8 protein-coding genes are annotated in these 13659 nt (G+C 67.3%); 5 read left to right on the top strand and 3 right to left on the bottom strand.

Features of this window, described 5'->3' with window-relative positions; genetic code table 11:
* Positions 1 to 4 precede the first annotated feature (4 nt).
* Entirely contained in the window at positions 5 to 1783 is a 1779-nt protein-coding gene (locus tag RU01_RS09235; protein ID WP_042574228.1) for an acyl-CoA dehydrogenase, read from the top strand.
* An 8-nt stretch (positions 1784 to 1791) separates the two neighbouring features.
* Here the strand turns inward: RU01_RS09235 and RU01_RS09230 are convergent, their stop codons facing one another.
* Positions 1792 to 3972 carry an MMPL family transporter gene (locus tag RU01_RS09230; RefSeq protein ID WP_042574286.1) on the bottom strand — a complete coding sequence of 727 codons (2181 nt, stop codon included), beginning with the start codon at positions 3970 to 3972 and terminating at the stop codon, positions 1792 to 1794.
* Between the two features lie 93 nt (positions 3973 to 4065).
* Between RU01_RS09230 and RU01_RS09225 the strand changes: the two genes are divergently transcribed.
* The 4 genes from RU01_RS09225 to RU01_RS09210 all read left to right on the top strand — a co-directional run bounded on the left by RU01_RS09225 (position 4066) and on the right by RU01_RS09210 (position 8359).
* Positions 4066 to 5469 (top strand): guanine deaminase, encoded by a 1404-nt coding sequence (locus RU01_RS09225; protein ID WP_042574227.1) that lies wholly within the window; start codon positions 4066 to 4068, stop codon positions 5467 to 5469.
* Positions 5470 to 5473: 4 nt separating this feature from the next.
* Positions 5474 to 6418: a hypothetical protein gene (locus tag RU01_RS09220; RefSeq protein WP_052493194.1), complete on the top strand. Its 945-nt coding sequence runs from the start codon at positions 5474 to 5476 to the stop codon at positions 6416 to 6418.
* Between the two features lie 64 nt (positions 6419 to 6482).
* Complete coding sequence (locus RU01_RS09215) at positions 6483 to 7154, top strand: GntR family transcriptional regulator (protein ID WP_042574226.1); 672 nt, start codon at positions 6483 to 6485, stop codon at positions 7152 to 7154.
* Positions 7151 to 8359 (top strand): MFS transporter, encoded by a 1209-nt coding sequence (locus RU01_RS09210; RefSeq protein WP_042574225.1) that lies wholly within the window; start codon positions 7151 to 7153, stop codon positions 8357 to 8359. The genes RU01_RS09215 and RU01_RS09210 overlap by 4 nt, the downstream gene beginning before the upstream one ends.
* Before the next feature lie 16 nt (positions 8360 to 8375).
* On the opposite strand, the gene RU01_RS09205 is transcribed toward RU01_RS09210, so the two are convergent.
* Together RU01_RS09205 and RU01_RS09200 are read right to left on the bottom strand one after the other, a co-directional pair.
* A complete protein-coding gene (locus RU01_RS09205) occupies positions 8376 to 9695 on the bottom strand; it encodes a M1 family metallopeptidase (protein WP_042574224.1) in 1320 nt (439 codons plus the stop codon).
* A complete protein-coding gene (locus RU01_RS09200; protein WP_156148853.1) occupies positions 9692 to 13552 on the bottom strand; it encodes a Pls/PosA family non-ribosomal peptide synthetase in 3861 nt (1286 codons plus the stop codon). The genes RU01_RS09205 and RU01_RS09200 overlap by 4 nt, the downstream gene beginning before the upstream one ends.
* Between the last annotated feature and the right edge of the window lie 107 nt (positions 13553 to 13659).

The raw sequence follows: 13659 nt of genomic DNA, 5'->3' as shown, positions 1-13659 counted from the left end.
GGGTATGTCCTCTGCTGCCGAAGTACCCGCGAATCTGATCCTGTCGCGTCGTGATCTCGAATTCCTGCTGTACGAATGGCTCGATGTCGAGTCCCTGACCGAGCGCAAGCGGTTCTCCGACCATTCCCGTGAGACGTTCGACGCGGTCATGGAGCTCAGTGAGCAGATCGCGGTGAAGCACTTCGCGCCGCACAACAAGAAGGCCGACGCGAACGAGCCGCACGTCGGCGACGACGGCAAGGTCGTCCTCATCCCCGAGGTCGAGCGGGCGCTGAAGGTGTTCAACGACGCAGGTCTGATCTCCGGGCAGTTCGACGACTCGCTCGGCGGGTTGCAGTTGCCGACGACGGTGTCGAAGGCGTCGCTCGCCTGGTTCCAGGCCGCGAACACCGGTACCGCCACGTACCCGTTCCTCACCATCGGCAACGCGAACCTGCTGATCGAGTACGGCGGCGAGGCGCTGGTGGACAAGTACGTGCGCCCGATGCTCGAGGGCCGTTTCCACGGCACGATGTGTCTGTCCGAGCCAGGAGCCGGATCGTCGCTCGCCTACATCACGACGAAAGCTGTCCCGCAGGATGACGGAACGTACGCGGTCAGCGGGACGAAGATGTGGATCTCGGGTGGCGAACACGAGCTGGGTGAGAACATCGTGCACCTCGTGCTGGCGAAGATCCCGGGCGGCCCGGCCGGCGTCAAGGGCATTTCGCTGTTCGTGGTCCCCAAGACGCTGGTGAACGAGGACGGCTCGCTCGGCGAACGCAACGACGTGAACCTGGTCGGCTTGAACCACAAGATGGGCTACCGCGGAACCACCAACACCCTGCTCGCTTTCGGTGAGAAAGGCGGCGCCACCGGATATCTGGTCGGCGAGCCGCACAAGGGCCTGTCGTACATGTTCAAGATGATGAACGAGGCCCGTATCGGTGTCGGCATGGGAGCGACCGCACTCGGATACACCGGGTACCTGCACTCGGTGGCCTACGCTCGCGATCGCGCACAGGGTCGCCCGGTGGGGGACAAGGATCCGGCCGCACCACAGGTGCCGATCATCGACCACGCCGACGTGCGCCGGATGCTGCTCGCCCAGAAGTCCTATGTCGAGGGCGGTCTGGCGTTGGGTCTGTACTGCTCGCGATTGGTCGACGAGCAGATCACCGGTGACCAGGAGGCTGCCGAGCGCGCGGGCTTCCTGCTCGACGTGCTCACCCCGATCGCCAAGGCATGGCCGTCGCAGTGGTGCCTCGAGGCCAACAATCTGGCCATCCAGGTGCACGGTGGCTACGGCTACACGCGCGACTACAACGTCGAGCAGTTCTACCGGGACAACCGACTGAACCCGATCCACGAGGGCACCAACGGAATTCAGGGCCTCGATCTGCTGGGGCGCAAGGTGGTCGCACAGGGCGGCCGAGGTCTGCAGCTGCTTGTCGACGCCGTGACGGCCACCATCGATGCGGCGTCGGGTGAGTACGCCGAGGCGTTGAAGGCGGCTCTCGATCGACTCGTCTCCGTCACCGGAACCGTGTGGGGACAGGGTGATCCGGAGGTCGCGCTCGCGAACTCCAGCGCCTACCTCGATGCGGCCGGTCACCTCGTCGTGGCGTGGTTGTGGCTCGATCAGCTCAACGCGGTGGGCGACAAGGAGGGTGCGTTCTACGACGGCAAACGAGTTGCCGCGCAGTACTTCTTCCGCTACGAGTTGCCCAAGACGGGGCCGATGTTCGATCTGCTGGTCTCCCTCGATCGCACGACTCTGGATCTCGACACGACGGTTCTGTGATCGGTCCGTCAGTCCCTGGCGCTCGCCAGGGCTGACGGCCACCAGATCTTCTTGCCGATGTCGTAGGACAGGGCCGGTACCAGGATGCTGCGGACGATGACGGTGTCCAGTAGAACTCCGAAGGCCACGGCGAACCCGAGTTCGGCGAGGAACACCAGCGGCAGCACGCCGAGCACGGCGAACGTCGCCGCCAGCACGACACCGGCGGAGGTGATGACGCCGCCGGTGACGGCTAGCCCGGTCAGGATGCCCTGGTGCGTACCGTGTTTCAGAGTTTCTTCGCGGACGCGTGTCATCAGGAAGATGTTGTAGTCGATTCCCAGCGCCACGAGGAACACGAAGGCGAACAGCGGGAACGACTGATCCGCACCGGCGAAGCCGAGCACGTGCTCGAACACCAGGCCGCACACTCCGAGTGTCGCCGCGAAGGACAGCACGACGGTGAGTATCAGGATGAGCGGAGCGACGATCGCTCGCAGCAGCGCGGCGAGCACCACGAAGATGACCACCAACACGATCGGGATGATGAGGTTCCGATCGTGGATCGACGCGTCCCGCACATCGACGGTGACGGCGGAACTTCCGCCCACGCGGACGTCCGCGTCGGGAAGGGCGTGCAGCGTCGCGCGCAGGGTCTGCACCGTGGACAGCGCTGCATCCGAGTCGTAGGGATCGGCGAGGACGGCGTTGATCATGATGCGTCCGTCGATGGGCTGGACCTGCAGATTCGCCGGGGCACACCCGGATTGGGCGGCTGCTGCCAGAGCGTCGGGTCCGAGTGTCCTGATCAGATCCTGGATCTTTGCGAAGTTGACCTGCACGCACACCGATCCCGGCGCCGTGGCGACGCCGGGCACCGCCGATGCTGCCGCGATCACGTCGTCCGTCGCCGAGGCGCGAGCGGTGATGACGGCGGGCGCTCCGGTGCCGGGGCCGAACTTCGCGTCGTAGAGTTCCTGGCCGGCCACGGCCGGCGGGCGATTCGTGAACGATTCGGTCGTGGTGATGCCGCCCGTGTCGAGGCCGGTGAATCCGACGATGCACAGCAGCAACAGCACGCTGGCGCCGATCCACGCCGGGCGGTGACGTCGGCCGATCGTGTCGGCGATCCGGCCCCATGCGCCGTGGGTGGCGATGCCCGACGCCTGATCCACGCGGGGTGTGCGAGGCCAGAAGACCCACCGACCGGCCAACGCCAAGGCCACCGGGAGGAACGTCATCATGACGAGAAGCGTCGCGGCGATGCCGATGGCGGCGACCGGCCCGAGGCTCTTGTTCGAGTTGAGTTCGGAGAAGCTCAGGCACAGCAGTCCGATGATCACCGTGGCCGCCGATGCCACGATGGCGGGTGCCGACTCCTTCCACGCGCGGATCATCGCGTCGAAGCGGCTGTCGTAATGGTGCAGCTCTTCCCGGTACCGCGAGATGAGCAGCAAGGCGTAGTCCGTTCCGGCCCCGAGGACCAGGACCGACTGGATGCCCTGGCTCTGGCCGGTGAGGGTCAGCAGATCCGCCTTGGCCAGGAAGTAGACGACGACCGAGGACAGGCCCAGGGCCAGCAGCGCCGACAGGATGGGGAAGAACCACAGCACCGGTGAGCGGTAGACCACCAGCAGGATCAGCACGACCACCAGCAGAGCTGCCCCCAGAAGGGCGCCGTCGAGGCCTTCGAACGCGTCGATGAACGCGACCAGGAGTCCGCCGGGGCCGGCGGGGAGGACGTCGAGCTTCTCCCCGGCTGCTGTCGTCGCGGTGTCGAGAACCTCCTGCTCGGTGGCGGCCAGTTCGTCTCCCGCAACCTCCGCACCGTCCTTGTTCGCCACCAGTGGGACGTAGAGCGCGGCGGTGCGACCGTCCTCGGAGTACTGCGGCGGAGTCATGGCCGTCGCATCGACGCCCTCGACTTCGGTGAGCGCCTGCCTCGCGGCCAGGACCGTGGCTCGGTCGTCGTCCGTGAGGGGATCGGGGCTGTCGAACATGACGAACCCGGGGATGGTCTGTACCGACAGGAACCCTGCACTCTCGGTATTCACGCGGGTCGATTCGGCCGACCCGGGCAGGTACGACGCGTTGTCGTTCTTCTGCACCTCGGAGAGTTTTCCTTGAAAAGGTCCACCGATCAGTCCGCCCAGGAACACCAGTACGGCGACGATCACGACGGAGATGACGGGGCGACACGCAGAGGCCATGGACGAGTACACCACCGCAAGCTCGTGATGGCGAGCACAGTGTACGAATCGAACTGACGCGCGGGAACGGCCCGAGTTTGTTTCACTATCGCTGTGACTCACCACATACATCGGGGCCGTATTTTCCACATCGCCGGTCAGCCGGTGGTGACAGGTGCTCGAGAAGCACTGGTCTTCGTGGACGACGGTGCTCTCGTCCTCGACCCCGACGGACTCGTCGCCTGGTGCGGGGAGCACTCGCAGTTGCCGACCGAGTACGAGTCGGCCACGGTGACCGACCACCGGCCGGCCTTCGTGCTGCCGGGTTTCGTGGACACCCACATCCACTTCCCGCAGACCTATGCCGGCGATTCCTACGGCGGTGGGCAGCTGCTGGAGTGGCTCGAGCGGTGCATCTTCCCGTCCGAGTCGAAGTTCGAGGACCCCGAGTTCGGACGCGCCGCGGCAGTCGAGTTCACGAACCAGCGTGTGCGGGCGGGCACCACCGCCGCCATGGTGTTCGGCTCGGCCTTCCCGGCGGCACAGGACGCGTTGTTCGAGGAGACCAGGCGCCGCGGCCTGCGCATCGTGAGCGGTCGCGGGATCCAGACGCGGGGCCCCGACTCCGCCGGACCTCTCTGCACCAGCGAGCAGGCCGCACTCGACCTGACGGCCGCGGAGGTCGAGAAGTGGCACGCGGCGGACACCGGCGACGTGGACACCGCGTTGTTGCACGTCGCTCTGGTACCCCGGTTCTCGCTCTCGGTGACCACCGAGACGCTTGCGGGCCTCGGCGACATGTACAGCGATCTGCGTGGTCGCGGCGTGTACGTGCACACCCACCTCAACGAGAACAATCGCCCCGGCACCGGTGAGGTCGACGCCACGAAGGCCGACTACCAGGTCGACTCCTACCTGGACACGTACGACGGAAAGTTCCTGCCCGGGTCGCGGATCGGCGGTGAAACCCTGCTGGGCCGGCGCACGATCATGGCGCACGCGGTGCACTGTCAGGACGGCGAGCTGGCGCGCATGGCCGAGACGGGTACGTCGATCTCCCACTGCCCGGTGTCACAACTGTTCCTCGGTTCGGGGACCATGCCGTGGAAGCGCACCGTGGCGTCCGGGGTCAATATCTCGCTCGGGACCGACCACGGAGGTGGCGACGAGTGGTTGATCTCCCGAGTCGCGAACGATGCCTTCAAGGTGCACATCACCGAACCGGGTGACGACGGTGTGTCCATGCACCCCGCGGAGATGTTGTTCGTGGCAACCCTCGGCGGTGCTCGCGCTCTCGACATGGAGAACCGATTCGGCAACTTCGACGTCGGCAAGGAAGCCGACTTCGTGGTGATCGATCCCGAGCGCTGGCCTGCCCTGAACAATGCGGTCACGCACGGCGCTCGTGCCGACGACGCAGAGATGGCGCGGGATCAGACGTTGTTCGCCCTGCTGATGCAATTGCGCGAACCGGCTGTCGCGCACGTGTACGTGCAGGGCCGGAAGATCGACGCGTAGAACAGTGAGCACTGCAACGGTTCTGGTGGTCTGTCACCCCACGTCGGTCGACGAGATGCGCGCCTGGGCCACGGAGGTCGAGGCCGTTGCGGCGTCCTCAGCGGGGTTCGTCGGACTCCATCTGGCGCAGGAGGGTGCTTCGGCAGTGGTGCTGCGGTTCGACGGTGCCGACCGGCTGACGTCGTTCCTCGACTCCCCGAAATGGACGCGACTGGTCGAAGCCGGTGCCGCGCACGGGGTGTTGCGCAGGTTCGGTGACGTGGTGATCGTCGACGGGGGTGCACCCCCGTCCGGAGTCGAGGTCTTCGTCCACGACGTGGCAACGCCTTCCCGAGACGAATTCCTCGCAGCTCAGCGTCATCTGACGACGCTGGGAGCCGACGCGTCCGGGCACGAGTTCTCGCTGGTATACGGCCCGGATGCGCTGCCCGGTGGAACGGAGGCATGGCTATCCGTCGTGAAGTTCCGCACCGATGCCCAGCTCGCGACGTGGTTGAGCTCCGCCGATCGGGGCTCCGCGTTGTCCATGGTGCGACCGCATCTCACGCGGGACTTCTCGACCTCCGCCGATATCGATCGCTTCGGATCGATCGTGCGCGTGCGGGACGGCGAATCCGAGGTCACGCCGAACTGGAAATCGGCCATGATGGTGCTCCTCGTGCTCTACCCGACGGTGATGCTGCTCTCGCGTTTCCTCGGCCCGCACCTCGACGCCGTGGGGATCGACCCGTGGCTGTCCATGTGGCTGAGCCAGATCGTGTCCGTCGGCGCCATGACGTGGTTCCTGATGCCGTGGGCGACCCGCGGCTTCGCCTGGTGGCTCGACCCGGAGCGCGGGGCCGGCCGACGCGTGTCGGTTCTCGGTGCGCTGGTGGTCGCCGGTGTGTACGCGGTGACGCTGGCGCTCTTCGCCTCGGTGCAGTGGCTGCAGTTCTGGGATTACGTCTGACTCGACTGTGTGGTCGGCCACTCCGGGGTGGTCGACCAGGACGGACACTGCTTAGATACAAGACGTGCGCAACACAGACGCAACCGTCTCGTCGTCCGATCGGGCGTACGCGACGGTCAAGGAACTCATCGTCTCCGGCGAGCTGCCGGGTGGTGAGCTGATCAGCGAGGGGCAGATCGCCGAGCGCACCGGCACCAGCCGCACCCCCGTCCGCGAAGCGTTCCTGCGACTCGCGGCCGAAGGATGGATGCGGCTCTACCCCAAACGCGGAGCCCTGGTCGTTCCGGTGGCACCGGACGAAGCGACGCACCTGGTCGCCGCTCGACGACTGGTCGAGACCGGATCACTCGAGGCATTCGCCCAGGACGCGGGGAGCCGAGCCTCCGCCACCGCGCAGATGCGGGAGAGTCTCGACCGGCAGCGCGTGCTCGCCGACTCGGGTGACTCTCTCGGCTTCGCCGCGGAGGACGCAGACTTCCACACCGTCGTCGTCACGCACGGGGACAACCCCCTGCTGTCGACCTTCTACTCAGGATTGCGTGACCGGCAGCGCCGCATGACCGCGAACTCCGTGGCACGTAACCCGGACGTGTTGTCGTCGATCATCGACGACCACACACGTCTCACCGCACTCGTCGAGCAGGGAGACGTCGCCGGTTACGACGCCGCCCTCGTCGACCACATGGCCGCAACGCATTCTCTGGCGTCGCGGCGGACAAGGACAGAATCCCGATGACCGTTCTGGATCGCGGAACCACCACTCGCACATGGCTGCCCGTCGCCTTGGGCATGCTCGCCGTCGCGTGGGGTGGCAACGAATTCACGCCGCTGCTCGTCATGTACCGCGAGGGCCACGGCTTCTCGCCCGTCATCGTCGACGTGTTCCTCTTCGCCTACGTCGTCGGCATCGTCCCGGCGCTGCTGATCGGCGGCCCGCTCTCCGATCGCTACGGTCGACGCCCCCTGATGCTCCCCGCGCCGGCCATCGCGGCGGCCGGGTCGATCATCATCGCCCTCGGATCGCACACCGCCCCGCTTCTGGCCACGGGCCGCGTGCTCAGCGGTGTCGCTCTCGGGTTGGGCATGGCGGTCGGCGGGAGCTGGCTCAAAGAACTGTCCGCCGACACGGTCGGAGCGGGTGCCCGCCGCGCCGCGATGTCGCTGACCGGCGGATTCGCCGTCGGCGCCGGTGTCGCCGGAGTGCTGGCGCAGTGGGCGCCGTGGCCCGAAGTGCTGCCGTACCTGGTGCACGTCGCTCTCGCGGCGATCGCCACAGCCGCCCTGATCGGTGTCCCGGAAACGCGGATGCGCAGCGAGAACGCCGGTTCGCTGATCGACGACCTGAAGATCCCGTCGGCGGGTCACCGCCGCTTCGTCACCGTGGTTCTCCCCACAGCGCCCTGGGTCTTCACCGCGGCCAGTGTCGCGTACGCGGTCCTGCCGGGCCTGATGGCGGACCATTCAGGATCGTTCCCCATCGCGTTCTCCGCACTGCTCGGTGTCGTCGCCCTGTCGTCCGGCTTCGCGATCCAGGCAGTGGGCCGACGGATCGACACCCCGCACAATGCACGGGCGATCATGGTCGCGCTCGCGATCATCGTGGTCGGCATGACCCTGGTCTCCGTCGCGGCGGACGTTCTCACCGTGCCGATGGCGCTGCTCGCTGCGGCGGTGCTCGGATGCGGGTACGGCATGGCGATGGTGTCGGGACTGCAGGAGGTCCAGCGCATCGCCGGACCGAACGACCTGGCCGGACTGACCGCCGTGTTCTACTCCGTCACGTATCTCGGCTTCGCCGTCCCGGCGATCCTGGCGGTGGTGGTCGAGCAGTTCCCCGGTTCGGTCACCTACCCGGAACTCTTCGTCGCCGGTGCAATTCTGGCGGCGTTGACCCTGGTGTTCGTGGGTCTGAAGGACGCCAGCTGGAGAAAGGCGCGCTGATCGGGGTCGACCCCGGTCAGGGCAGGCGGGGAAGCCGCTTCTTCCGCAGCCACGACTCCCAGAAGTCGTCGTCGCTGCCGTACTTCTTCGCCAGAGCGACGAAGTCGGCAGTGGCCACCGTCGAGTGCCGGAACGTGGTGGTCCACTCACGCAGCAGATCGAAGAACGGTCCGTCGCCGAGAGTGCGACGAAGAGCATGCAGCGCAAGGGCTCCGCGCTTGTAGACACGGTCGTCGAACATGTCGTCCGGTGTCGGATCCGCCAGGACGAGGTCCTGCGGAAGCGACGACAGCCGACTGTGCGCTCGCGTGGCTTCCTGATGCGCGGACGGACCGTTCGAGTTCTCGGACCAGATCCACTCGGAGTAGCAGGCGAATCCCTCGTGCAGCCAGATGTCGCTCCACCGACCGATGGTGAGGCTGTTGCCGAACCACTGGTGCGCGAGCTCGTGCGCGACCAGACGTTCGTACCCGCGGTCACCGGCGCAGTGGTTGGCGCCGAAGATCGACAAGGTCTGTGCCTCGATGGGGATTTCGAGTTCGTCGTCGGTGACGACGACGGCGTAGGAGTCGAACGGATACGGCCCGAACGACTCGACGAACGTCTCCATCATCTGCTGCTGGCGACCGAAGTCGTGGTCGAAGTTGCGCCGCAGACGCGCGGGCAGGACGGCGTCGACGGGAACCGGTGTGCTGCAGACCCGATGCCTCTCGTACAGGCCGATCTGCACCGTGGCCAGGTAGGTCGCCATCGGCTCCGGCTGCTCGTAGACCCACGTGGTGCGCGAGGACTTCACGTACGTGTGCGTCAGAGTTCCGTTGGATACGACGTGGTACGGCGAATCGGTCGTGACCGAGATGGTGTATGCCGCTTTGGAACTCGGGTGATCGTCGCACGGGAACCACGACGCGGCGCCGTTCGGCTGACTCGCGACGATGGCACCGTCGGTCAGTTCCTCCCAGCCGACCTCGCCCCAGACGCCCTTGATGGGTGCCGGGTTGCCGCTGTAGGCCACGGTGAGAACGAACGGGGTGCCCTCGGCGATCGGTCGCTGCGCCTTGACGGTGAGCTTCGCGCCGCGGTGGGTGAAGCGCACACCGCGCATTCCCGCGATACCGACCTTCGACGGCGACAACGCCGGACCCATGTCCAGGGAGAACTCGGAGATCTGTCGAGTGGTCACCGCGTGGACGACGGCTTTGCCCGACAGGCGGTTCGAGTGCACCTTGTATTCGAGGGACAGCTCGTAGCGATCGACGGAGTAGCCCCGGTTGCCGTTCTGCGGCAAGTACGGGTCGATCGGGGAATCGCGTGCCGCGCCGACGTCCTGGGTCATTTCTCGGTCCAGGGCGCGATGGGGTTGCCCTGCCACCGGCTGGACTCCGGCACGGTGTCACCGCGCATGACCAACGACGCCGGACCGACGGTCGCTCCTGCGCCGATTCCTGCCGCGGGGAGTGCGACGCAATGCGGGCCCAGAGTGGCGCCCGCCCCCAACGTGACCGTGTCCATGCTCATGATCCGATCATGGAACAGATGTGTCTGCACGACGCACCCTCTGTTGACGGTCGCGCCGTCGCCGAGTGTGATGAGGTCCGCCTCGGGCAACCAGTAGGTCTCACACCAGACTCCCTTCCCGATGTGTGCGCCGAGCCAACGGAGCCACAGGTTCAGAACCGGTGTTCCCTCCGCCGCCCGAGCGAACCACGGCGCCGCGACGACCTCCACGAATGTGTCGGCAACTTCGTTGCGCCACACGAACGAGCTCCACAGCGGGTGTTCCACCGCACCGATCCGACCGACCAGTGACCACTTCGCGGCGGCCGAGACGATCGCGGCGACAGCTCCCGCCACCAGTAGGACAACGCCGCTGAGGAGCGCGGCCGCCCAGTAACCGATCTCGCCGGCAATGGCGGTGAGGGCCGCGAGGACGCCGAAGCCGACGGCGAACGACACGACGACCGGGACGAGGCGACATGTCTCGACGACGGCGCGCGCGATCTTCAGCTTCCGCGGCGGATCGAAGGTGCGCGTGGTGTCCGACGAGTTGGGGGCGCGGCGCAGGCGTACGGGCGGGCTGCCCAGCCACGACGAACCGGACTTCGCCTTGGCCGGCGCCGCGGACAGCACCGCGACCAGACCGTTCTTGGGCACTCGACGTCCGGCGGCCGCCATCCCCGAGTTGCCGAGGAACGCACGCTTGCCCACCTTGGCTTCACCGAGGTGCATCCATCCGCCACCGAGTTCGTAGCTGGCGATCATCGTGTCGTCGGCAAGGAAGGCGCCGTCTCCGACGGTGGTGAACTTGGGAACCATCAGCACCGTCGACGCTTCGACGTCCTTGCCGATGTCGGCACCCAGCAGTCGCAGCCATCCCGGTGTCAGCAGGCTCGCATACAGCGGGAACAGGAACGTCCGAGCGGAGTCCATCAGGCGTTCCGTCGCCCACACCTGCCACCCGATCCGGCTGCGGACCGCGTGGTGCCCCGGTACGAGTCCGATGGACAGCAACCGGACCGATGCCAGAGTGATCGCCGCGAACACGATCAGCGAGATCAGGGCCGCCGGAGCGACGAGCGCGAATCCGAGACCGACGGCCCCGAGTCCCGTTCTGGCGTCCGAAATCCCGACGACGACGAGCAACAGACCCACAGCGATCGACACCAGAGGCAGTCCCGACAGCAGCAGCGAGGTCAGTCCGTAGACCGGCACCCATCCCCGTCCGCGCGGGGGCGCCGCGTCGGGCCACGGATGGGTGGCCTTGCCGACCTTCGCGGCCGGGGATCCCGACCACTGCTGACCGGCCTTGACCTTGCCCGAGACGGCGGACCCGGCGGTGATCTCGGCGTTGCGGCCGATGCGCGCCCCGGGCAGAAGTGTCGAACGCGCCCCGACCGTCGCGCCGGCTCCGACCTCGATCGAGCCGATGTGGACGACGTCGCCGTCGATCCAGTACCCCGACAGGTCGACCTCCGGTTCGAGCGCGCACCCGTCACCGAGAGTGAGCATGCCCGTCACCGGGGGCAACGTGTGCAGGTCGACGTCGCGCCCGACCGTCGCACCGAGAGCCCTTGCGTAGTAGACCATCCACGGTGCCCCGGACAGGTTCGATGCGCCGCTGGCGTCGGTGAGGCGATTGGCCGCCCACAACCTGAGGTGGACGCTCCCGCCGCGCGGGTGCGAACCCTCGGTCACGCCGCGCATGAGCGCGCGAGATCCGACGACGGACACAGCCATGCGTCCGACCGGGGTGACGAACAGCAGGAAGCCGAGTGCCAGCCACCACCACGACAGGGTGGGCAACCACGCGTGCGGGGAGACAGCCGACGCGAGGTTGGCCACGACGCCGAGCCAGGTGACCCATTGCAGCCCGGTCAGCGTCGTCAACGGCAGGGTGGCCAGTACCTGCGCGAGTTGCGCCGACCGCGGGGTCGGCGTCACGATCCGCTTCTCCGTCACGGGTGGCGGAACCAGTGAGTCGAGCAGCGCCACCAGCGAACCCAGCCGCGGGTGGTCGTAGAGTTGGGCCACGGTGATCTCGGGGAACCGCTCGCGCAGGCGAGTCACGAGCAGAGCCGCGGACAGCGAGCCGCCACCTGCTGCGAAGAAGTCGGCGTCCAGTGACCCGATCTCGGAGCCGAGCACGTCGCTCCACAACTCGGCCACCCATCCGGCCGTTCCGGCGAGAGCCGAGTCCTCGACGGGACCTCCGCGTCGGGGTAGCGGCCAGGGGAGCGCGGCGCGGTCCACCTTGCCGGACGTCCGCGTCGGCAGCTCGTCCACCAGTGCCAGTCGCGGAACCATCGCGGCCGGAAGTTGCTCTGCCAGAAGCTCTCGCGCGCGGACGGTGTCGAAGTCGGGGTCCGTGCTGACGAGGTACCCGACCAGGACAGGCGTGCCCGATCCGGTGGTGCGTACCGCTGCCGCCGCGCCGCTCACGCCGGGCAGGGACTGCAGCGCGTTGTCCACCTCACCCAACTCGATGCGTCGTCCGCCGACCTTCACCTGGTCGTCGGCACGGCCTTGGAACAGCAGCCCCTCCAGCTCGAGGCGCACGAGATCGCCACTGCGGTAGGCGCGTTCCCAGCCGAGGGACTCCATGGGTGCATACTTCTCGGCATCCTTCACCGGATCGAGGTAGCGGGCGAGCCCGACACCTCCGATCACGAGTTCGCCGACATCGCCGATCTGCACGGGTCGATCGTCGGGACCGACGACCGCCAGATCCCAACCGTCGAGGGGCAGGCCGATGCGGACCGGGCCGACGCCGTCCATCAGGGCGGCGCACGCGACGACGGTCGCCTCGGTGGGGCCGTACGTGTTCCACACTTCACGACCCGGAACAGCAAGGCGCTCAGCAAGATCGGGTGGGCAGGCCTCACCGCCGAAGATCAGCAGTCGAACGTCCTCCAATGCCTCGCGTGGCCACAGTGCGGCCAGCGTGGGCACCGTCGACACGACGCTGATGTCGCGGGCGACCAGCCACGGGCCGAGGTCCATGCCGCTGCGCACGAGCGAGCGGGGCGCGGGCACCAGGCAGGCGCCACTACGCCACGCCAGCCACATCTCTTCGCACGACGCATCGAAGGCCACCGAGAGCCCGGCCAGGACGCGGTCACCCGGACCCATCGGTCGATCCTGGAGGAACAGCCGTGCCTCGGCGTCGACGAAGGCAGCGGCATTGCGGTTGCTCACCGCGACGCCCTTGGGCTTACCCGTCGACCCCGAGGTGAAGATGACCCACGCATCGTCGTCGGGAGTGGGACGACCGACGTCGCGACCGGTACTCGGCGCGCCGGTGCTGGTGACTCCACCGGCGGAGATGATGGCCGTGACGCCCGCCTCGGAGAACACCATCTCGGCGCGCTCGTCCGGATCGTCGACATCGACGGGCACGTACGCGGCACCGGCGGCGATCACCGACAGGATCGCCGCGTACAGGGAGTAGCTACCCGACGGCATCCGCACGCCGACGCGGTCCCCGGCGCAGACGCCGTGCCGAGACAGCCAGCCCGCACCCTCGTCGATGTTGTCCATGAGTTCGGCGTAGCTGACCGTGGTCGTGCCGTCGTCGAGTGCAGGCGCATCGGGCCAGGAACGCGCGGTGGCCTCCAGGATGTCCACGAGGGTGCGCTCCGGCGCGGCCAGATGGGAGCGGACGTACTCCTCGGGAATGCTGATCTGCAGGGACAAGTCGGGCGGCCTCTCGGGGTGAACAGCACTTCTCACATTCGTGACGACACGTTATTGCACGGCTAGTTTGCGGGTTGGTGAACAACTCCGCTGTACGGCCGACACGA

This window comes from Rhodococcus sp. MEB064, from assembly GCF_000834565.1.
Lineage (GTDB): Bacteria > Actinomycetota > Actinomycetes > Mycobacteriales > Mycobacteriaceae > Rhodococcoides.
Note: the sequence above shows the minus strand (reverse complement) of the source record. Positions and strands in the feature narration are given on the sequence as shown.

What these genes read in the sequence shown, in the direction of transcription:
- RU01_RS09235 (WP_042574228.1), top strand. Translation starts at nt 5, where the DNA reads ATGTCCTCTGCTGCCGAAGTACCCGCGAATCTGATCCTGTCGCGTCGT.
- RU01_RS09230 (WP_042574286.1), bottom strand. Translation starts at nt 3,972, where the DNA reads ATGGCCTCTGCGTGTCGCCCCGTCATCTCCGTCGTGATCGTCGCCGTA.
- RU01_RS09210 (WP_042574225.1), top strand. Translation starts at nt 7,151, where the DNA reads ATGACCGTTCTGGATCGCGGAACCACCACTCGCACATGGCTGCCCGTC.
- RU01_RS09205 (WP_042574224.1), bottom strand. Translation starts at nt 9,695, where the DNA reads ATGACCCAGGACGTCGGCGCGGCACGCGATTCCCCGATCGACCCGTAC.